The sequence below is a fragment of the Paenibacillus marchantiophytorum genome (genome assembly GCF_014640555.1).
Classification (GTDB): Bacteria; Bacillota; Bacilli; order Paenibacillales; family NBRC-103111; genus Paenibacillus_E; species Paenibacillus_E marchantiophytorum.
On record NZ_BMHE01000002.1, the window covers coordinates 56,289 to 77,494 of the forward strand.

Sequence of the window (21,206 nt, forward strand, 5' to 3'; positions counted from 1 at the left end):
CCACGAAAAATGATCATAAAATTACAAAAATAGTAATTTATACATCATTTATTTTTCGTGTGAGGTTTTACGCAACGCTAGTGAACTACAGTCCGCTATTTTGCTGTTTGATAGGAATTTCAGCGTTTTTCGAGGAAATAAGGCCCTGTAGTTCCGCTAGTACCCTCGCATCCCTGCTATTTGCCTAAATAGCGTACTCTAGTTCCCTTAATCGGTTTTGTCGCTAAGGAGAGGCTCATCTCTCAGGGCGGCGAAGCCGTTTTTTGTATTATGCCAACCCCGGAACAAATTTCAAAGTTCCAACCCGGTTCCTTGTTTAAAACGTTTGATTACAACTTGCGTGTTGACGCGTACAACCCCTTTTAATTTATAGATGTTTTGATAGAGAAAATCTTCCAGAGCAGCATCATCTTTCAGTAAAGCGTGCATGTGCAAGGAACTGGCGCCTGTCATTTGATAGATACTGATGACATTGGCGTCCTCCGAAAGTACATTTCCTACTTCTTCGGCAAACCGCGGCTCCACTTCCACTTCGAAGAAGGCGCTGACGACTTTCCCTAATTTTGTCGCGTTCAAGCGAATCGTAAAGTTCTCAATCACATCCTGTTCGATCAGGTTTTCGACTCTCTTTTGGATGGCGACGCGGGATAAATTAAGGGTTTCCCCAATTTTGGCATAAGACATTCGCCCATTTTCATGCAGTAGTCTAATGATATCTTGATCAACTTGATCGAGGTGAGGGAGGTCTAACATGGGCATGACTCCTTTATAAGTGAAAAATATATACACTTGTAAGCAATATCCTTGTTTTAGATAAAAAAAAGTAATTCAACGCTAAGAATCAAAGAATTGTTAACCAAAAACATCTTGTTTCTGATAAAACGGAAACTTATTATTGGATTTCAATTTACAGATGGAGTTGACTGAAAATTCGATCACACCTATAATCGTGTAAATAAACATAACATAATAAAACGTTATTTTAAACTATGTTATGTTTTATGACATTTAATTATTGAGGGGATGGTTGAATGGCAAGCAAACTCATCTATAACGGGACGATATTAACCATGAATGCCACCAATCAGATTTTCAAACCCGGTTACGTGTATATGGAACATGACATCATCATGGAAGTCGGGGAATGGCAGGTAGACGGAAGTCTGGACCATTTGCTAGAGAAGTCGTCTTTCACCTACAATGCTGCTGGCAAAGTGGTTATTCCGGGTATCATCAATGGTCACACGCATTTGTTTCAAACGTTCATGAGAGGCGTCTCGGATCACTCTCCGCTGGCACAGTGGTTGAAAGAGATTATTTGGCCGATGAGCTTGGCGATGGAACCGGAAGATTTCTATTTAGCCGCCTTAATCGGATGTATTGAGAATTTAAAATCAGGCGCTACCTATATGATGGACCATCATTATATTCATACGTATCCAGAGAATGACGCAAGTGTCCTGCGGGCGATGGTCGATTCGGGCATTCGAGGGCATTTGGCGCGCGGAGGCTCTGATCTTGCCGGCGAAGTACGCTTGCGCGAAACGGAAGAGCAAATTTTCGCCAGCACGGATCGCTTGTTGGATGAGTGGGATGGCGCAGCTTCCGGCCGGATCCGGATTGCCCTCGGACCGCTGAATTTATATGGTTGTTCACGAGGGTATCTGGAGAAGGCGGCGGTTTTTAGCCGAGACCGGAATCTGATATCACATGTGCATGTTGCCGAAACGAGCGAACAGATCGACACGACGATGGCCCGCTACGGGCTGCGTAATCTGGAACTGCTCAATGAGGTTGGCTTGCTTGGCAACCAAACGCAGGTTGTACATGGAGTCTGGTTGGATGATGGCGAACTGGCCTTGATTCGTGACCGTCAAGCATCGGTTATCCATTGTCCGGTTTCGAATATGTACTTGGCTTCAGGCGTGGCAAGGGTGCCAGAAATGCTGGAGATGGGCATTAATGTAGCCTTGGGCACGGATGGACCTGGCAGCAACAATTGCCAAGACAATCTGGAGGTGCTCAAGTTCACAGCTTGTTTGCACAAAGTCAACGAACTGGATGCTACGCTGCTGCCGCCGATGGATGTTCTGCGGATGGCGACAGTGAATGGCGCCAAGGCTGTAGGGCGGAGCGATGATTTGGGCAGTCTTGAGCCTGGCAAGAAGGCGGATCTCGTGACGGTTGATATGATGAAGGCGCACATTAGCCCTGTGCATCGTGCCTCTTCGGCTCTTGTTTATAATGCCAATGGCAATGATGTTGACTTGGTTGTCGTCGGTGGGCAAGTTGTCGTGGAACACGGGAAAAGCACTTGGATCGATGAGCAGGAGATTTTACAGCGAGCGCAAGCAAGGGTAGATCATCTGCGCAGCAAGCTGGCAGGGCTGTATCCTATTTTCGCCAATACCCAATAATATAATTGATACATGGAGGATGATTCGTATGGTATTAGAGCGTCTGCATGATCCGGTTCTTGAAAATGATTGGCACGCCGTATATCTGGCATCAGAACTGAAAGACCAACCTGTGGGAGTTATTATACTCGGGGAACGAGTTGCGATCTATCGGTCCAGCCAAGGTGTTCATGCGATGCAGGATCTCTGCGTTCACCGTGGGGCTATGCTCTCCAAGGGATGGGTCAAGGATGACACGCTGGTCTGTCCTTATCACGGGTGGCAGTATGATTCATCGGGTCAATGTGTTTGTATTCCTGCACAGCCCAAGGGCGAGAAAATTCCGGCCAGAGCCAAAGCGCAAGTGTTTGCCTGCGAGGAGAAGTACGGCTTCGTTTGGGTATGTATAGGTGAGCCAGCGGCACCATTGCCTCATTTCGAAGAGTTTGCTAATCCAGTCTATCGTCCATTGCCCTGCGGTCCTTACAAAGTGGCTGCTGCAGGCACGAGAGTGATCGAGAATTTCACCGATTTCGCTCATTTAATGTTCGTGCATCAGAATCTGCTTGGACACCCGGATTATGCGGAGCTGCCTGATTTTGAAGTCGTGAAAGAGAAAGAACGGATCTATATCGAGCATATTCCTATCTTTCAGCCTGTTGCGCATTCGGGCTCGGACAAAAGTGAAGGTACGACTTATGTATATAGGAAGGAAGTTTATCGTCCCTTATCGGCTCGCTTGTCCAAAGCAGATCCGAGCAATGGTCAAACGTTGTGGATTATGCTAACCGTACTGCCTGTGGCTGCTGAGGAGTGCGTGGTGTTCATGATGGTATCCCGCAATTATGCCTATGAGGTAGATGATGCGAATTTCATTCATTTCCAGGACCTTGTTTTCGATCAAGATGCCAAAGTTATCGAGACGCAGAAGCCGGAACTGCTTCCTCTAGATCTTCAAGTTGAGCTCAATCATAAAGTGGATCGTTTCTCCATTGCGTATCGACGTTGGCTGAAAGAATTAGGCGTTAAAGTAGGGACTATATAAGTAATGTTCGTCTTTTGTGTAAATATAATGTAAATAAATATTATTGACCTTGTGAATGTAATGAAAAGACGTACTATTTATTGTGTGAAAATACAAAACGTAAGTATTCGCGTTGACGCGTAGGCATTGTAAATTCTATATTTGTCTTAAGGTTGGTAAGAACTTTTGTATAGATAACCAAATATGGAGGGGAAGTTTAAAATGAAACCATTCAAACTTACGAGTCAGCTTGTCGCGAAACGCCCGGTCGTAATGTCTCTCAGCTTAGTTATAATGACAAGTATGCTAGCCGCATGCGGCAGCACAAGTACACCGGTTTCAACGTCATCGCAAGCTCCGGCTTCACCATCAGGAGCGACGACTTCCGCATCTCCGGCAGCAACAACGGCTGCATCAGCAGCGCCCAAAGCTGTGGTGCCGGCAACTGTTGTCTTAAATTGGTTCGCAGAACCAGAGCACGGCGGGAACTTTGCAGCTTTGGCCAAAGGGTATTACAAAGAAGCCGGCTTCGACATGACGGTTATGCCAGGTGGTCCATCGGTTTCATCTACACAAATTGTTGCATCCGGCAAGGCACAATTCGGTATGGCAAATGGTGATGATATCTTGGTTGCCAGACAAGAGGGAATTCCGATTGTAGCGATCGCAACTTCGATGCAGAAAAGTCCGCAAGCGTTGTTTTACCATAAAGATTCTGGGATCAAAGACTTCTCCGATCTGAATGGGCACAAGGTCTATGTCGCCTCGACAGCCAGCTTCTGGCAGTTCATGAAGAAGAAATACAAATTAGACAGCGCTCAAGAAATGAAATATACAGGTCAATTAGTCAATTTCGTCAGTGATAAAAATGCTCTCACACAAGGATATGTAACAAGCGAGCCATTCACGTTGGAACAGCAAAAAGTCGAGTTCGGCACGCTGCTCAATGCAGATTCCGGCTATAACATCTATGCAGGTGTGTACTTCACAACCGAGAAAATGATTGCCGAGCATCCAGACCAAGTCAAAGCTTTCGTTGAAGCTACTGTTAAGGGCTGGGATTACTACAAAGATCACTCCGAAGAAATCAATCCCAGCATTAAAGAAAAGAATCCGGACATGGGCTTGGATATGATGAAATTCAGCGCGACCAAAGAAATGGACTTCGTATTTGGCGGTGACGCAGCGACCAAGGGCACGGGCATTATGACCAAAGAGCGTTGGTCGGAAGTACAAAAGCAGCTAGTGGATGTAGGTGTGTTGAAAAGCGCAGAGAGTATTGATAAGGTCTTCACAACGCAATTCCTGCCGAAGAAATAAAGGAAAACCCAGGAGGTGGCAGCATTGGCTTCTATGAAGAATTGGGATATGGTAAACGTTCGATTGCCTATGGAAGATGAAGGTCATCTGTATCGCCTCTCGATTCGAGATGGCCGCTTTACACAGATTCTGAAGCAAGAAGCTGATGCTGATCAGCCTGCTAAAGTATCATTGGAACAATGGAAGGCCACAGAGACTACGGACCATTCAGACGAATCAGGCATTGTGATCATGGATCTTGAGGGGAAAATAGTGCTGCCTGGCTTTGTGGATGCCCATATGCACCTGGACAAATCGTTTTCCTTAACGACTGTGGAGAATCAAAGCGGCACCTTGGAAGAAGCCGTGCGCAATTATTCCATCGCGTCGCCTTCCTTCAGCAAAGAAGTAATAAAATCAAGAATTATGCGTTCCTCCTTGCAGGCTTTATCTTTTGGCACAACCCATATTCGAACGCATCTGGATTTTAATCTGAGGGTCTCTCGCGAAGTGGCTTTACGAACCATCGAAGCTGCGCTTGAAGCCAAAGAAGCTTTGGCGCCTTATGTCACTTTGCAATTATTCCCGATGTGCCCTTACAATTTCATGGCGCTGGATGTTGATGCGTTGGAGGAAGCTTTGAGGATGGGTGTGGATGGCATTGGCGGTGCGCCGCATCTGTCCTTATCCCCTAAGGAAGATATTGATTATATGTTCAAATTAGCTCAGAAATACGACGTGCCGATCGATCTGCATTGTGATGAAACCGATAATCCGGCGATGCGAACGATTGAACATATTTCTGGCAAAACGAAGTCAGAGGGATACTCAGGAAGAGTGACCGTAGATCATCTATGCGCACTGGCTTCCATGACGGATGAGGATGCACATGGCATTATTGAACGAATGGCGGATGCCGGACTTAAAGCAGTATCCTTGCCAGCAGTGAATCTGTACTTGCAAGGCAGGCACGATACCTTTCCCGTACGTCGGGGAGTGACCAGATTGAAGGAGATTTGGGAAGCTGGGATACCCATCGCTGTGGCTTCAGACAATATTCATGATCCTTTTCACCCGTTTGGCAGAGGCGATTTGATGCAAATAGCTCTGATTAGCTCCTATGCAGCTCATATGGGGAGACCGGCTGATCTGCGCACATTGCTCCGAATGATTACGGATGTTCCCGCCGAGGTATTGGGGCTTCGAACGTATAAGATTGAGCCTGGCAACGAAGCGAATTTTGTTGTCGTCGACGCCAATACGCCTGAGGAGCTTTTCACCATGCAGCCTGAACGCCGCTGGGTATACAGTCAAGGAAGCTGGGTTCGCATGGCGGCCAGTAAAGCAGAATGGAACCATCCAACATTAGCTCATTTCTGGAAAGAGGCAAGTGAGAACGTCTCGTTCCGCACGCCGGAATTCGCGAAAGGGTGAGGTTTGAAATATGGCGAATCTATTGGTCATATATTACAGCGCATTCGGCCATGTCTACCAAATGGCACAGGCAGTTGCGGATGGAGCCAGCCAATTCGGAACCCATGAAGTGAAAATCGTTCGAATTCCCGAGATGGTTGCGGAGCAAAATCGGGTGATTCAGCAAGATAAACAGCGTTCACAGGTTGGGGATGAGAAGCAGGCAAGCACGAAAGTGTTATCCCATCAATTTCGATTAACGGATCGCTACAGCAAATATGAAGCTACGCTAGAATTGCAGCAAGATATTCCAATCGCTACGAATGACGATCTACGCTGGGCGGACGGCATTCTGTGGGGTTTTCCAACGTATTATGGAACGATGCCTGCGCAAGTAAAGCTATTTCTTGAAATGGCCGGAGATCTGTGCATTGAAGGTGCTTTGGAGGGAAAACCGACAGGGATATTTAATAGTACAGCTTCGATTCATACAGGCCACGAAGCAGCAATTTTGACATCCATGGTACCTCTGTTTCATTTCGGCATGATTTTCGTAGGACTGCCGTATTTCGAGAATCCAGAGTATTTAACGGCCGATGCCATTGGGTGTTCCCCTTATGGGGCTTCTACATTGGCGGGACCTGACAGTTCCTTATCACCAGACCCGAGGGAGTTATTAATGGCTGCTAGGTTAGGCGAAAGAGTTGCCGATGTAGCTGCTGCTTTGCAATTGTTTCAGACCCAAAGATAGGATCGCAAGGAATGTTACTTTGAAAGTTTAAGATCCACCCTTCATTTAAGAGGCGGGATCTTTTTTCATACGAAGGATGTGCATACCCTGCACACCAGAGGGAGGTAGTCAGCATGGCATATAGTCGTTATACAGGAAAAGCATGGGACCGCCACTTTTTTCCACGCTTAAGCACAATGGAGGTTGCTGACGTTCCTAAGGAAGACGCGCTTATCGTACTGCCGGTTGGCGCTGTGGAACAACATGGACCTCATATGCCTGTCTTTACAGATACATTGATTTCCGAAGTGCTCTTAACGGAAGCTTTCGAGCAACTGCCTGATGAAGCGAATATTTGGCTGCTGCCAGCGATACCTTATGGGAAAAGCACCGAACATCTTGGCCATGCAGGCACGATCACGCTGTCAGCAACGACTTTAATGGCTGTCGTCATGGACATTGCCACAAGCCTCAGCAAGAGCGGGTTTCATAAATTAGTGCTTGTAAACACGCACGGAGGCAACACGGATTTATTGAATATGATGGCCAGGGAAATCCGTATTGAAACTGGCTTGGCTGTCTTCCGATTAGATCCAGGCGGACTTGGTGGTGCGGATGAATGGCTGACACCGCTTGAGAAGCAGGCCGGTATACATGCCGGGGACATGGAAACCTCATTGGTGATGTCAGCAATGCCGCATTGGGTGCATATGGAAGCAGCGCCTACGGAATATCCGAATTATCCCGAGTCGCGCTATTTGGCGCTGCGCAGTCGTGCTTTTGCATGGGTGATGGATGACCTGTCCGCATCGGGCATTTCGGGCGATGCCACACAGGCAACAATCGCCAAGGGGCAAGCCATGACGAGAAATTATGGGGCAATGATTGCGGAAGCGCTGCTGGAATTCCAGGCTTTTGATATGCAAACATTAAGGATTGACCGATAGCAGCAGTTACGACCTGTTTCAACCAAATAACTTGATTGGGAGATGAAGCTAATGGCAATGAATTCTTCCCAGCTCCACATACCAGGTAAGGATGCCTCCGATGCCAAATTCGTTACGATGTCCAATTTGTCCAAGACGTATCCGAATGGCACGATAGCTCTGCAAGATGTGAATTTAACGATCAAGGAAGGCGAGTTCCTCTGTTTCGTGGGTCCGTCCGGTTGCGGCAAGTCAACGATTTTCAAAATGATCACAGGCTTGGCCAAGCCGAGCAAAGGGACGTTGGATGTGTTTGGCACAACCCCCAAAGAAGCGCGCAAGCAGAGCGACATCGCCTTCGTTTTCCAAGATCATACCTTGCTGCCGTGGTCTACGGTTGAGGCCAATGTGAAATTGCCGCTGGAATTGCGGGGAGTTGACAAGAAGACGCAGCAGAAGGAAGCGGAGCGTGTGCTGGAGCTTGTCGGCTTGAAGGATTATATGAAGGTGCTGCCCAGAGAACTCTCAGGCGGTATGAAAATGCGGGTATCCATCGCCAGGGCGCTGATATCACGGCCTAAACTGCTGCTCATGGATGAGCCATTCGGCGCATTGGATGAGATTACAAGACAAACGCTCCAAATGGAGCTGCTGAGCATTTGGCAGCAGGACAAATCCATGACGGTATTGTTCGTTACACATAATGTATTCGAATCCGTCTTTCTATCCACCAGTGTTGTCGTCATGACACCACGCCCAGGCAAAATATCAGCGACAATCGATATCCCTGTCCCTTTTCCAAGAGATGAAAGCTATCGCACAACGACGCAGTTCAGCGATCTGGTGCGAGATGTTAATGCAGCGCTCGAACATTGATGTGTGATACGAGAGGAGGAACAGCCCATGGCAATGTCGATAAGTTGGGAGCAAGAGATTCAAGAGCAGTTCAGTGAAGAGATCATCCATGTGGATCAAGCAACAAGAGAGAAGCTTTCCAAGGATTATTACTGGTATTCCCCAGTGCTTAATCGGCAATTGGAGCATATCAAAGCAGCAGATGCCATTGTGACACCCCGCAATGAGACGGAAGTGGCTGAGATTCTGGCCTTTGGCTATCGGCATCACATTCCCGTCACGGTACGCGGTGCTGGCACAGGCAATTATGGTCAGGCTGTCCCGATGCAAGGCGGTATTGTCCTTGATTTAAGCCGGATGGACGACATTGTGGAAATCGGACCTGGCTTTGCCCGTTTGCAGTGCGGGGTGCGATTAGGTGTCATTGATAAAAAGGCGCGCGAAGCGGGTCAAGAAATTCGCATTTATCCAAGCACCTATGTGAAAGCAACGGTTGGAGGCTTTGTAAGCGGTGGTTCCGGCGGCATCGGATCGATCACGCATGGGAATCTATGGGATGGCAATGTACTGGAAGCCGTCATTTATACGATGGAAGAAAAACCGCAGCGTCTGGTTGTCTCTGGACCTGACTTGTTTAACTATATTCATAATTATGGAACAACAGGTATTTTGACCGAAGTCACGATTCCCTTATCCCCTCGAACCGAGTGGGCGCAGGCGATTGTACAATTCGATACCTTGGAGCAGGCGATGCTTTTTGGGGAGGAACTGGCGCAAGAAGCTGCTGTGCTGAAAAGGCTTGTGGCCCCAATGGAATGGCCAATTCCATCTTATTTTGTACCTTTCGCGAAAGTGATTCAAGCGGGGAAAGCAGCTGTCATGCTGGAGTTTGCGGAGATCAGCTTGCCGCTTGTGGAACAATTGGCGAGCCGCTTTGGCGGTCATATTGGCCATTTCATTGCTGCGAATCAATATCGCAAAACGATTGGCGTATCCGATTTCACATGGAACCATACGACATTATGGGCAATGAAAACCGATGCCTCAATGACTTATTTGCAAGCGGGCTTTAAGCTGGAGAGTTATATGGAACAAATCAGAGAACTGAAAGCCAAATTTGGCGATGAAATGTATCTGCATTTCGAATGGGTGCGAAGTGCTGGCTTGCTTACGCCTACAGCACTTCCAGTCGTTCGCTTCCAGAGCGAAGAGCGCTTATATGAAATTATTTCCTATTGCGAATCCATTGGTGTCCGAATATTCGATCCCCATACGTGGGTGCTGGACCATGGCGGACGCGGAGAAGTTAATAGCATGGAGCTTAAGAAGCGTGTGAATGATCCTAGGGGTCTGCTCAATCCAGGCAAAATTATCGTTGAAATGTAAGTAAAGGGGGACATGAATATGGCCGTAGATTCCAAATACCTGCAAATCCTGCCCGATGAAATATTCCCTGCTCGCGAGCGCATAGCTTGGACCAAGCGGCTTGAAGACGGAGTGCCGCCTAGCCTCCGATTGCTGCTGCTTTTCAAACATTTACTGCCGCCTCTTGTTGCCTTCGTTGTGTTCATTGGCGGGTGGGAACTTATTGCCTATATAATGAAGGCGCCCGTTTATCTCGTGCCTAAACCTTCCGATATTCTGGCGGCAGCGGTTGAAAATAAATATGCGCTATGGGTGTCCGTGAGGACAACCACACTGGAAGCAGTACTTGGATTCTTCCTGAGTATTATCTTAGGCGTTGCCGGAGCGATTCTTCTGGCCAGCTCCAAATGGATTGAGAAGAGCGTGTACCCGTATGCCATCATTCTACAAACGATTCCGATTGTTGCAATTGCGCCTTTGATCGTCATCTGGTTTGATGCCGGTGTCAATGCGATTGTGATTATTACGTTTTTGATTGGATTTTTCCCGATGCTTTCGAATACCTTAATCGGTCTTAACTCCACGGATCAGAATATGAGCAACTTGTTCTATTTATACAATGCCAATTCGTTTCAAACCATGTGGAAGCTGCGCATTCCAGCTGCTCTGCCGTATATCGTTGCGGGGTTGAAAATTTCCTGCACCTTATCTGTTGTCGGAGCTATTGTTGGGGAATATATTGCCGGTATTGGCGGCGGACAAGGCGGCCTTGGCTATGCCATCACGTATGCGGCTGCACGTTTGAAAACTCCCTATTTATTCGCCTGCGGACTTTCGGCTTCTGCACTTGGGATTTGTTTCTTTTTGCTCGTTAACGGGTTTGCCAAATGGATGCTTAGCTCATGGCATGAATCCGAAATGAAGAAGGACAACTAATTAGGCGAGAAGGGAAGGAGGTTAGGGAACTGCTGGATCTTGTTTTTCGTCAAATACGGCTGTTGGATGACTCCGATCATCAAGTGCCGATGGATATTGGAATAAAAGATGGCTCAATTGCCATGATAGGCAAGTTTGACGAGCGTGGAGAGCGGGAAATCGATGGCACCGGGCATCTGGTGCTTCCTCCGTTTGTGGAGTCCCATATTCATCTGGACACGGTCTTAACAGCAGGTGAACCGGCATGGAATGAGAGCGGCACGCTGTTTGAGGGTATTCGACTTTGGCAGAAGCGCAAAGAGACCCTCACATATGAGGATGTGATGAGCCGAGCCGAGCGAGTGCTGCAGATGCAGCTGGCGGCAGGAATCCTTCACGTACGGACGCAAGCGGACATCTCGGATCCTGATCTGACCGCGCTGCATGCTCTTCTTGCCTTGCGCGAGCGCGTCAAGCCCTACATGAATTTGCAGGTTATCGCGTTCCCGCAAGACGGACTTAGGGCCTGCCCGGACAATGTACAGCGCCTCGAACAAGCGCTCAAGCTTGGCGCCGATGGCATTGGAGCCATTCCGCATCTGGAGCCTACGCGTGAGGAAGGCTTAGCTTCGCTTGAGATTTGCTTTGCCATGGCGCAGAAGTATGGATGTTTCGTTCACGTGTTTTGTGACGAGATCGATGACGCGCACTCTACCTTCCTGGAGAGTACGGCCCATCTAGCGATTCGTACTGGACTTCGTGAACGCGTAACCGTGGCGCATGCGAGTGCTGCAGCTTATTATGGTGAAGCGTATTTTCACAAAGTGCTGGGCTTGCTGGCTCGTTCAGGTGTGAATGTGGTCTGCTGTCCACTTATTAATAGTGCCATGCAGGGCAGGTTTGACGGGTATCCCAAAGGCCGTGGCATTACTCGGATCAAGGATTTATGGTCAGCCGGCGTTAATGTCAGCATTGCGCATGATGATATCCGGACTCCCTTTTATCCGATGGGGACGGGAAGTGTGCTGCAAGCTGCGCATATGGCGGCTCATCTAGCCCATATGATGGGACGCGATGAGGTCGCTGAGCTGGTCCGTATGATTACTACTCGCGGAGCGAAGACGCTGCAGCTTGAGGATTATGGCCTGCAAGTGGGGCATCGGGCCAATTTCATAGTGCTGCCAGGCAGAGATGCCATGGATTTAGTCAGCAACCAGCCGAGCTGCCGCTACGTGGTTAGCCAAGGGCACATCGTGGCGGAAACATGGCCTGCGAGGAGTCAACTTTATACACCAATATAATGTGGATTAATGTCTTTTGGATTTGGGGTGAGCGAAGCTTACCCCGATTTTTTTGTTTGAGGGTGACTCCTTCGGCAAGTTTGTGCTGTGGGAACTCCACCATGAAATAAGCCTAACCAACCCCAACCCCAAACCCGTCCGCATCCCTAGCAACAAATTGTAATGAACGCCGCCGCAGGTCGCGGGGTGTCCCAGAAGTCAATGAACCCTGAGTCAGGCCACCTTACGAACTCAATACCCTTTAATTGATCAAAATCGCCCATTTTGAAAATCTAACGAATTCCCGACGCGTTATATCATATAAATGATCACCATTCCGCCTGTAAGTTGCTCGATACCGCCTATTCAGTTCATTAGGTTTTCAAAGTAGCCATTTTCTTGTCAATAAGCATCATCCAGTTCGTTAGAATGACAGATTTGATTAGGCCGCGGCTCGGCAGATCGATGGCTCGGCTTTTACGAACTCAACACCTCTTATTTGATCAAAATTGACCATTTTGAATATCTAACGAATTCCCGACGAGTTATATCATGTAAATGCTCACCATTCCGCCTGTAAGTTACTGCATAACGCCAATTCAGTTCATTAGGTTTTCAAAGTAGCCATTTTCTTGTCAATAAGCATCATCCAGTTCGTTAGGATGACAGATTTGATTAGGCCGCGACTCGGCAGATCGGCGACTCGGCTTTTACGAACTCAACACCCTGTATTTGATCAAAATCGACCATTTTGAAAATCTAACGAATTCCCGACGCGTTATATCATGAAAATGATCGCCATTCCGCCTGAAAGCTACTCGATAACGCCTATTCAGTTCATTAGGTTTTCAAAGTAGCCATTTTCTTGTCAATAAGCATCATCCAGTTCGTTAGGATGACAGATTTGATTAGGCCGCGACTCGGCAGATCGGCGACTCGGCTTTTACGAACTCAACACCCCTTATTTGATCAAAATTGACCATTTTGAAAATCTAATGAATTCCCGACGCGTTATATCATGAAAATGATGACCATTCCACCTGTAAGCTACTCGATAACGCCAATTCAGTTCATTAGGTTTTCAAAGTAGCCATTTTCTTGTCAATAAGCATCATCCAGTTCGTTAGAATGATAGATTGATTAGGCCGCGGCTCGGCAGGTCGGCGACTTGGTTTTCGGTCGGCTTTTACGAACTCAACACCCTTTATTTGATCAAAATTGACCATTTTGAAAATCTAACGAATTCCCGACGCGTTATGTCTTGCAAATGATTACCATTCCGCCTGTAAGTTACTCGATAACGCTTATTCAGTTCATTAGGTTTTCAAAGTAGCCATATTCTTGTCAATAAGCATCATTCAGTTCATTAGAATGACAGATTAATTAGGCCGCGGTTCGGTAGGTCGGCGACTTGGTTTTCGGTTGGCTTTCAAGAACTCAATACCCTTTATTTGATCAAAATTGACCATTTTGAAAATCTAACGAATTCCCGACGCGTTATGTCTTGTAAATGATCACCATTCCGCCTGTAAGTTACTCGATAACGCCTATTCAGTTCATTAGGTTTTCAAAGTAGCCATTTTCTTGTCAATAAGCATCATTCAGTTCATTAGAATGACAGATTGATTAGGCTGCGGTTCGGCAGATCGGCGACTTGGTTTTCGGTTGGCTTTCACGAACTCAATACCCTTTATTTGATCAAAATTGACCATTTTGAAAATCTAACGAATTCCCGACGCGTTATGTCTTGCAAATGATCACCATTCCGCCTGTAAGTTACTCGATAACGCTTATTCAGTTCATTAGGTTTTCAAAGTAGCCATTTTCTTGTCAATAAGCATCATCCAGTTCATTAGAATGACAGATTGATTAGGCCGCGGTTCGGTTTCATTCCAATCATCTCACAAATTTATTATTGATATTTAGGCTTGATTTTAAATGTTTACAGGTAGATAAGCAGGAAAGCATCGAACCCCGTCGAAATAATGTTTATGTAAATTACTGTAAGATGTTATCGGGGAAGGTGTTTGAATGAACCACTTGTATCAAATGCTTGGGAAATGGTTGCTGATTGCAATAATCAGTATCGGATTCGCGGCTCCTCATGCTTATGCGGATCAGCCTCAGGAAGCGCTAACGATTCCAGAGTGGAGTATTATGTGGGGTGACCCACCTGGAGGACTGGAAGGTGTAAGTAAGGCTCCCGCCGATGAATGGATTCACGTTAAAAACGGAAAATCATCCCCTTTGAAACCAAAAGAAGTGAATTCCGCATGGGTCAAATTTAAACTTCCATCTAACTTACCTATTGACTATGGCATTTACATTGAGGGCATTCATGCGCAGAAATTTTGGGTATATATCGGTGAACGCTTAGTTCGAGAGGCCAAGTATAGTTTTCCAGTTGATAGTCAAAAAAGTTTATTTCCCATCAGTAGCGAGGATGGGGGAGGAAACGTTTATTTAAAGTTGGAAACTTATGCTGATCGCTTGGATATACATTCAGCAATTAAGCTAGATGATTATTTTGTTTTGACAAGAACTTATGTACTTCAGGATTTGCCTGACATTATACTAGGTTGGGCCTTTCTCTTGATGGCTGCGATTTTAATGATTGGTTTGTTTTTCATGAAGAAAGGTCAAATTACAAGTTGGGTCTTAGTTAGTGTACTGAATTTAACGTTGGGATTTATTTTTATTACACATTCTGCTTTCATGTATGCTAACTTCACGAACTATGGCAATCTATTTATTGCTTTGTTTGATCTATCGCTTGCTGTTTTTTTGCCAGCTCTTACTTACTTTTTCGAAAAAACATTTGCTGAAGGTAAATATAATCTGATTCGTTGGTTTAGAAAATTTCAAGTTATGTACTCAATTTTTTCTATTACTTTTATGCTTTTTAATCTTCTCAATGATTATAAGTATAGTAATGCTTATTTCCTTATTTCAGTTACCATTTTGGGCTTTATTATGATTAGTCAGTTCATATTGATGATTGTTTTTTCTGCTATACTAGTACGAAATGGGAACAAGGAAGCCATTATTTTCTCAGCCGGTTTTGCCTTTTTAGCTTTTATGAGTATTTTAGACCTTATATTCTTCTATGCTAGGTCACAAAACTATATGTTTTTCTTCTGGAAATGGGGAGTTGTAGGATTTATTATTGTCATTGTTGTCGTATTAGGTAGGCGCTTAGCCATCAATCAGGAACATATGATCAATTATTCCAAGGAGCTTGAGTTCTACAATCATCAACTGCAGCTCTCTGAAAAAATGGAGATTATCAGTTCATTAGCAGCTTCTGTCGCTCACGAGGTTAGAAATCCGCTTCAGGTAACACGAGGTTTTTTGCAACTTGTTGCTGCCAGAACAGATGATAAGAATAAGGAATATATGGGAATTGCTATTGCAGAATTAGATCGGGCTTCGGTTATTATTACGGACTTTCTAACATTTGCCAAGCCGCAGCTAGATGAGCTCGTTGATCTCAATGTATCCGAAGAAATTAACCAGATAGAAGGAATTATTGTGCCTTTGGCAACCATGCACGGGGGGCGAATAATTGTCAGCGTTCCAAATGATCTATTTATCCGTGGAAACGCTTCGAAATTGAAACAAGTACTCATTAATATAATTAAGAACAGTATTGAAGCTTTTCAGGTCGATGGGCAAATTCAAATATGGGCCTATGAGAAGCAGGGAGAGGTTTACATTCATATTAAGGATAACGGTGAGGGAATTGAGCCTGCAAAACTTATTAGATTAGGGGAGCCTTATTATTCAACGAAAACAAAGGGAACAGGACTTGGACTTATGATTACTTTTCAAATTATAAAGGCGATGCAAGGTCATTTAGAGTACAAAAGTCAACGTTACACTGGTACTGAGGCGATTATTAGTTTTCCATCCATTTCGGCTAAATAAAGAAGAGGTGCCGCAATCAGCGGCACCTCTTCTTTATTTATTTTACCAAAAGCCTTCGGTGCCATTCGTAGTAACTAATACCTTAGCAGGATTCGTAGGAATGACGAGAACAAATTCCGTTGAAGTTTCTTCGACCGCTTTAACTTGGATATCATCGGGGAGTGTGATGTTAAACGCTTGTTTCAAAGCGGCTTTGGGATTCGCGATAAGCTGGTTCTTAAATGCTTCATCTTCCCAAGCTTTTTGAATAATTTGCGCTTTTAGAACTTCATTGGATGACATTACTAATCACTCCTAATTATTTGGGTATTTTTACCTGCAAAACGATTATAGCATGAATATTCTGAATAATCTATCATTATAAGCTGCTTTCCGACAAATAATAGTAGAATCCCCCTGAAGCTAACTTTTTCCGCTTTTCTTTGATCTCTTGTTCGACAATTTGAATGTTAGTCACTAGCGACTTATGAAAACTCATCATTTGGGGTAAGGAGGTTTGGAGATTGTTGAAGTCCTCATGATGGGTTGCGGCAATTTGTCCATATGTCTCCAAGAAATCTCGGACAAATAGTTGATCCTTAACCATTTCAGCCGTAATGACGCTATCCGCCGGAAGCTGCATACGTTTGCGCATGGAAGCTAGCAAACAGTTGTAAGAGCCCTCTTCGATATCTTCCTCCCAATCAGCCCAATCATCCAACATTTGCAGGGTCACCAATACTTGTTCCACGGCTTCAGTTACAGCAGGAATGAGGGCAGCTTGTTGGCTGAGCAGTAATGCCGCTGTGCTGGCGTTTTTGACGGGGCTAGCTTTCTTGGCAATCATGTTCCGATCGGTATGGAAATAATCGGATATCTGCTCATTGGAGACAGCTTTCGACCACTCCAGTACGTAGGATTCATAATATCGCCAGAACGGAGAGCTGGATGGAAACATGTCTCGATAGATTGCTGAGAACTGGATATGAAATAAATTGGCAAGCGGCAGCTTGTCCTTGTGCTCTCCCTTGGCAGAATCCATGATATCATCCTGAATGAAATAATAAAGCATGATAAACACATTAGCGAGAGAGAGCTTCTGGATCTCAGCCGCAGGCAAGTCACAGGCGTCTTTCATCCAATAGGGGAGCAAGTAGCAGATATAATTCTTGGTTGTGCCTTCTTTGCTGGCATCGAATTTAGCCAAATAGGCCAGTCCCAGTTGGTTGAGAGGTGCTGGAAACGTGCTTACGATTTGATTTGCTTCTGCAAATACGTCATCTAGCTCCTGCTTATGCGCGTTCAACCAGTCCATAGGTCAATTCCCCCTCAAATGGTATATTCTTGAAACTAGACTAGCACGAATTCCCCAAGGATACAATTCCTATTTTTTCTCGCCAGAACCAGACGAATGTTCACACTTGTTCATGGAAGTTCAGATTGTTCATAGGTCATTCCACAAATTCGTTCACTTACCACAAGAGGCTTCACTATGCGCTTAGTGTGAGTCCGATTATGATCTTCTCAAGACATATCGCTTGAGGGGGATCGCTTCAACCATGATTAAACGACGAGGTTTTATTTATGAACTCATGACGAACAAAATCATGTTTCTTATGCTGCTGCCGACCTTGATCTTCTTCTTCATCAACTCGTACATTCCGATGGTAGGTATCTATTACGCGTTTACAAGATTTGATTTCAATGCTGGTTTGTTCGGAAGCCCATTTGTAGGGTTAGACAATTTCTCTTTCTTATGGAAATCCGGCATTTTGATGAAATTGACGCTGAATACACTTGGCTACAACTTAGCTTTCATTGTATTTGGTAATGTTTTCGCCATCCTGTGCGCGGTCTTGCTAAGCGAAATTCGCAGCGCATGGTTCAAGAAGCTGGCCCAATCCGTCATGTTTCTGCCTTACTTTATTTCGTTCGTTATTTTGAGTGTCATTGTGTATAACTTATTCAACTATGAGAGCGGTTTCCTGAACACGACCTTGAAGGAGCTAAGCGCAAGTCCCGTAGATGTGTACAATACGCCCTGGGCGTGGGTGTTTCTGATCATATTATTTTATCTATGGAAAAATCTCGGGTACAGCATGGTCATTTATTTGGCGGCCATTACAGGCATTAGTGAAGAATATTATGAAGCTGCCAAGATCGATGGGGCTAATATATTTCAGCGCGTATGGCATATCACGGTTCCCATGCTCAAGCCGACCTTTGTCGTTCTGCTCCTCTTTTCACTGGGCAGTATTATGAAAGGGCAATTCGATTTATTTTACCAATTAATTGGAAATAATGGTATTCTTTTTAATGCGACAGATATTATCGATACCTATGTGTATCGCTCGCTTAAGGTCACTTTTGATGTTGGCATGGCGACAGCAGCCGGTTTATATCAGTCATTGTTTGGATTTATCTTGATTATTACGGTCAACTACGTCATTCGCAAAATAAATGAGGATTACGCCTTATTTTAGGTGGGGGAGGTGCTGGCAGGGTGAGAATGAAGGATGAGAAGTATATGTTGCTGTTTCAAACGATGGCGTATGCCGTTATTATCGTCTCTTTTGTGGTCTGTTTATTTCCCTTTCTGATGATTATATCGGCGTCGCTCACGCAGAATGAGTCGATTATCCGCAGCGGGTATCACTTAATTCCACAAGTATTTTCCATTGAAGGGTACAAAACGGTGTTTCGGTTTCCGGAACAGGTGCTCAAAGCGTATGGGGTTACCCTGTTCGTAACGCTCGTAGGGACGGTCACAGGATTGTTCTTCATGACTATGGCTGGTTATGTCCTGCAGCGCAGAGATTTCAAATATCGGAATCATTTTTCTTTCTATATCTACTTCACGACGCTGTTTGGCGGAGGATTGGTGCCGTGGTACATTCTGCTTGCAAATTACTTGAAGCTGACCGATTCTTACGCGGTGCTCATTCTGCCAGGGCTGATGAGTCCCTTCCTGATCATTCTGATGCGCAGTTTTATTAAATCAGCGATACCGGAGGAATTGATTGAATCGGCCAAGATTGATGGGGCGAATGATTTCAAGATTTATTACAGTGTCGTGCTGCAATTATCGATGCCCGGCATTGCGACGGTCGGTTTGTTCCTGGCGCTTCATTATTGGAACGGTTGGCTGCTCTCTTCCCTCTTCATCAATGACCCCAACAAATATGAACTGCAATATTATTTGTATAACGTGATTAACACGATGCGCTTTGTATCTCAAATGGGCGCTGGAACGGGAGTCGTGATGACAGGAGAGATGCCGACCGAGTCCACGAAGATGGCTATGGCCATCGTAGTGACGGGACCTATTCTGTTCTTGTATCCGTTCGTTCAGCGTTATTTCGTCAAAGGATTGACAATCGGTGCTGTCAAAGGTTAGAACCGTAGAAGGGGCAATGAAAAGAACCTTCGCGGCTGACATAGATGTAAACCATAAAAGGGAGGATTCACATGAAAATGATCAGGACAACCCGATTCTCTGTTTGGCTCTCCGGAGCTTTATTCGTCACCGCGCTAACAGGTTGCAGCAGCACCCCGGAACCTAAGAAAGAGACAGCAGCGCCTGCTGCGAGTGCGGCTGCACCAGCGGCAACAGTGAAGGCTGAAGCGCCTAAGAGAGACAAAGTTGAGCTTCAGTTCTACATGCTCGGCAACGCTCCCAAGGATTTGCAGATCATTCAGGATGAAGTGAATAAACTGGCTTCCAAAGATTTGAATACAACGGTTAAATTCAATTACACAACATGGACTGACTGGGACCAGAAATATAAGCTGCTGCTATCATCCGGTCAGCAAGTGGATTTAATCTTCACGGCCGATTGGACGCAGTATCAGTCCTACGCGAAGAAGGGGGCTTTCCTGCCGCTGGATGATATACTGCCCAAAGCAGCTCCAACCCTGAATAAATATGTACCTAAGGATATGTGGGAAGCGGTCAAGGTGGACGGCAAAATTTATACAGTTCCGGCGACGTTTAAAGAATATGTGACCAACGGTTTCGTTTGGCGCGAGGATTTGCGCGTGAAGTATAATTTACCTAAGCCGAACTCAGTTGAAACCTTCGAGGCTTATATGGATGGGATCAAGAAAAATGAGCCAAATGTGCTGCCCTTTGCAAGCGGAGGTGACGGCAATCTGATTGTGAATGGCCTCAGGGATGTCGTTCATAACAGCGTGGGAGCGCCGCTATATGGGGTGGGCATTAATTACAACAAGCCGGCTGAAGTGTATTCATATTGGGGGTCTGACGAGCATCTGGGCGATATCAAAATTGCCAAACGCTGGATGGACAAAGGCTTTATTCCGAAAAATGTGCTGAATGTGAAAGATTCGACATGGGATCAGCTTGTTAGCGGGAAAGCGGCGAGTGAGTTCGGGGACAACCCGGCCAGATTCAATGATTCCTTGAATAAAATGAAATCAACGCATCCGGACTGGAATCTCGACTACTTCCCATTCCCGGTTGCCAAAGGATACGCACAGCCTGTGCATCCGATTCATAACGGATTTGCTATTCCTAAGAGCAGTAAGAACGCAGAACGTGCATTGGAATTCTATGAAAAAATGGTGACTGACAAAACCTACAACTGGCTTACCTCTTACGGCATTCAAGGGAAAAACTTCGAAGTGGATAACGGCTATTATAAAATGATAGGTGATAATAATTCGAATGGCTTCCCGCGTGAGGCAATGAATAGCTGGGCATGGCGGAATCCCGATCTGATGTTGTTCGAGAAAAGCTTTGATGGTGTAAAAGCGATCTACCAAGAGCTCGATAAAATTCAAAAGCCGGATATTTTCACAGGTTTTGCTGAGGATTACAGCTCCTACCAAGCGGAGAAAGCGGCTCTGGAGCAAGTGGAGAAACAGTACCTGTGGCCGCTGCAAATGGGTCTTGTAGCCGACGTAGATGCAGGCCTCAAGACGTTCATGGAGAAAGCGAAGCAAGCAGGACTTGAGAAAGTGCAAGCGGAGTATAAGAAACAATGGCTCCAATATGTCAACGAAAAAGGCATCAAATAAGAAGAAAGGCCGCCCTGCAGTATTGTATGCAGGGCGGCTGTTTGTTGTCTAAAGCTC

At 45.7% G+C, this 21,206-nt stretch carries 17 protein-coding genes; 14 read left to right on the plus strand and 3 right to left on the minus strand.

The window, feature by feature from the left end; translation table 11 throughout:
• Positions 1-291: 291 nt before the first annotated feature.
• Positions 292-753, minus strand: a complete 462-nt coding sequence (locus tag IEY34_RS02630; RefSeq protein ID WP_189007195.1) for an Lrp/AsnC family transcriptional regulator — start codon at positions 751-753, stop codon at positions 292-294.
• A 278-nt stretch (positions 754-1,031) separates the two neighbouring features.
• Here IEY34_RS02630 and IEY34_RS02635 point away from each other — a divergent pair, with 278 nt between their 5' ends.
• From IEY34_RS02635 to IEY34_RS02685, 11 genes are all read left to right on the plus strand, one after another.
• Positions 1,032-2,417 (plus strand): amidohydrolase family protein, encoded by a 1,386-nt coding sequence (locus tag IEY34_RS02635; protein WP_189007198.1) that lies wholly within the window; start codon positions 1,032-1,034, stop codon positions 2,415-2,417.
• Between the two features lie 28 nt (positions 2,418-2,445).
• Positions 2,446-3,441, plus strand: a complete 996-nt coding sequence (locus IEY34_RS02640) for an aromatic ring-hydroxylating dioxygenase subunit alpha (RefSeq protein ID WP_229757434.1) — start codon at positions 2,446-2,448, stop codon at positions 3,439-3,441.
• Between the two features lie 201 nt (positions 3,442-3,642).
• Complete coding sequence (locus tag IEY34_RS02645; RefSeq protein ID WP_189007203.1) at positions 3,643-4,740, plus strand: ABC transporter substrate-binding protein; 1,098 nt, start codon at positions 3,643-3,645, stop codon at positions 4,738-4,740.
• Between the two features lie 33 nt (positions 4,741-4,773).
• Positions 4,774-6,153: an amidohydrolase family protein gene (locus IEY34_RS02650; protein WP_189007919.1), complete on the plus strand. Its 1,380-nt coding sequence runs from the start codon at positions 4,774-4,776 to the stop codon at positions 6,151-6,153.
• A gap of 10 nt (positions 6,154-6,163) precedes the next feature.
• Positions 6,164-6,883, plus strand: a complete 720-nt coding sequence (locus tag IEY34_RS02655; RefSeq protein ID WP_189007204.1) for an NAD(P)H-dependent oxidoreductase — start codon at positions 6,164-6,166, stop codon at positions 6,881-6,883.
• Positions 6,884-6,996: 113 nt separating this feature from the next.
• The gene (locus tag IEY34_RS02660) at positions 6,997-7,809 is read left to right on the plus strand and encodes a creatininase family protein (protein WP_189007207.1); all 813 of its coding nucleotides are present in this window, start codon (positions 6,997-6,999) and stop codon (positions 7,807-7,809) included.
• Positions 7,810-7,866: 57 nt separating this feature from the next.
• Positions 7,867-8,664 carry an ABC transporter ATP-binding protein gene (locus tag IEY34_RS02665; RefSeq protein ID WP_189007921.1) on the plus strand — a complete coding sequence of 266 codons (798 nt, stop codon included), beginning with the start codon at positions 7,867-7,869 and terminating at the stop codon, positions 8,662-8,664.
• Positions 8,665-8,691: 27 nt separating this feature from the next.
• Entirely contained in the window at positions 8,692-10,029 is a 1,338-nt protein-coding gene (locus IEY34_RS02670) for an FAD-binding oxidoreductase (RefSeq protein ID WP_229757436.1), read from the plus strand.
• A gap of 18 nt (positions 10,030-10,047) precedes the next feature.
• Complete coding sequence (locus IEY34_RS02675; RefSeq protein WP_189007210.1) at positions 10,048-10,944, plus strand: ABC transporter permease; 897 nt, start codon at positions 10,048-10,050, stop codon at positions 10,942-10,944.
• A gap of 122 nt (positions 10,945-11,066) precedes the next feature.
• Positions 11,067-12,224, plus strand: coding sequence for an amidohydrolase family protein (locus IEY34_RS02680; RefSeq protein WP_229757437.1), 1,158 nt, complete (start codon positions 11,067-11,069; stop codon positions 12,222-12,224).
• A 2,010-nt stretch (positions 12,225-14,234) separates the two neighbouring features.
• Positions 14,235-16,130, plus strand: a complete 1,896-nt coding sequence (locus tag IEY34_RS02685) for a sensor histidine kinase (protein WP_189007213.1) — start codon at positions 14,235-14,237, stop codon at positions 16,128-16,130.
• 42 nt (positions 16,131-16,172) lie between these two features.
• Here the strand turns inward: IEY34_RS02685 and IEY34_RS02690 are convergent, their stop codons facing one another.
• The gene (locus IEY34_RS02690) at positions 16,173-16,412 is read right to left on the minus strand and encodes an NHLP leader peptide family RiPP precursor (protein ID WP_189007216.1); all 240 of its coding nucleotides are present in this window, start codon (positions 16,410-16,412) and stop codon (positions 16,173-16,175) included.
• Between the two features lie 76 nt (positions 16,413-16,488).
• The gene (locus IEY34_RS02695) at positions 16,489-17,424 is read right to left on the minus strand and encodes a hypothetical protein (RefSeq protein WP_189007219.1); all 936 of its coding nucleotides are present in this window, start codon (positions 17,422-17,424) and stop codon (positions 16,489-16,491) included.
• A 244-nt stretch (positions 17,425-17,668) separates the two neighbouring features.
• Between IEY34_RS02695 and IEY34_RS02700 the strand changes: the two genes are divergently transcribed.
• The 3 genes from IEY34_RS02700 to IEY34_RS02710 all read left to right on the plus strand — a co-directional run bounded on the left by IEY34_RS02700 (position 17,669) and on the right by IEY34_RS02710 (position 21,149).
• Positions 17,669-18,592 (plus strand): ABC transporter permease, encoded by a 924-nt coding sequence (locus IEY34_RS02700; protein ID WP_189007223.1) that lies wholly within the window; start codon positions 17,669-17,671, stop codon positions 18,590-18,592.
• A gap of 26 nt (positions 18,593-18,618) precedes the next feature.
• Positions 18,619-19,506 carry a carbohydrate ABC transporter permease gene (locus tag IEY34_RS02705; protein WP_373291143.1) on the plus strand — a complete coding sequence of 296 codons (888 nt, stop codon included), beginning with the start codon at positions 18,619-18,621 and terminating at the stop codon, positions 19,504-19,506.
• A gap of 71 nt (positions 19,507-19,577) precedes the next feature.
• Positions 19,578-21,149, plus strand: coding sequence for an extracellular solute-binding protein (locus IEY34_RS02710; protein ID WP_229757438.1), 1,572 nt, complete (start codon positions 19,578-19,580; stop codon positions 21,147-21,149).
• Positions 21,150-21,206 lie beyond the last annotated feature (57 nt).

Coding starts and splice junctions, on each gene's coding strand:
- IEY34_RS02705 (WP_373291143.1), top strand. CDS start 18,619: ATGAAGGATGAGAAGTATATGTTGCTGTTTCAAACGATGGCGTATGCC.
- IEY34_RS02670 (WP_229757436.1), top strand. CDS start 8,692: ATGGCAATGTCGATAAGTTGGGAGCAAGAGATTCAAGAGCAGTTCAGT.
- IEY34_RS02630 (WP_189007195.1), bottom strand. CDS start 753: ATGTTAGACCTCCCTCACCTCGATCAAGTTGATCAAGATATCATTAGA.
- IEY34_RS02700 (WP_189007223.1), top strand. CDS start 17,669: ATGATTAAACGACGAGGTTTTATTTATGAACTCATGACGAACAAAATC.
- IEY34_RS02675 (WP_189007210.1), top strand. CDS start 10,048: ATGGCCGTAGATTCCAAATACCTGCAAATCCTGCCCGATGAAATATTC.
- IEY34_RS02680 (WP_229757437.1), top strand. CDS start 11,067: ATGATAGGCAAGTTTGACGAGCGTGGAGAGCGGGAAATCGATGGCACC.
- IEY34_RS02665 (WP_189007921.1), top strand. CDS start 7,867: ATGAATTCTTCCCAGCTCCACATACCAGGTAAGGATGCCTCCGATGCC.
- IEY34_RS02685 (WP_189007213.1), top strand. CDS start 14,235: ATGAACCACTTGTATCAAATGCTTGGGAAATGGTTGCTGATTGCAATA.
- IEY34_RS02655 (WP_189007204.1), top strand. CDS start 6,164: ATGGCGAATCTATTGGTCATATATTACAGCGCATTCGGCCATGTCTAC.
- IEY34_RS02710 (WP_229757438.1), top strand. CDS start 19,578: ATGAAAATGATCAGGACAACCCGATTCTCTGTTTGGCTCTCCGGAGCT.
- IEY34_RS02635 (WP_189007198.1), top strand. CDS start 1,032: ATGGCAAGCAAACTCATCTATAACGGGACGATATTAACCATGAATGCC.
- IEY34_RS02660 (WP_189007207.1), top strand. CDS start 6,997: ATGGCATATAGTCGTTATACAGGAAAAGCATGGGACCGCCACTTTTTT.
- IEY34_RS02695 (WP_189007219.1), bottom strand. CDS start 17,424: ATGGACTGGTTGAACGCGCATAAGCAGGAGCTAGATGACGTATTTGCA.
- IEY34_RS02645 (WP_189007203.1), top strand. CDS start 3,643: ATGAAACCATTCAAACTTACGAGTCAGCTTGTCGCGAAACGCCCGGTC.
- IEY34_RS02640 (WP_229757434.1), top strand. CDS start 2,446: ATGGTATTAGAGCGTCTGCATGATCCGGTTCTTGAAAATGATTGGCAC.
- IEY34_RS02690 (WP_189007216.1), bottom strand. CDS start 16,412: ATGTCATCCAATGAAGTTCTAAAAGCGCAAATTATTCAAAAAGCTTGG.
- IEY34_RS02650 (WP_189007919.1), top strand. CDS start 4,774: ATGAAGAATTGGGATATGGTAAACGTTCGATTGCCTATGGAAGATGAA.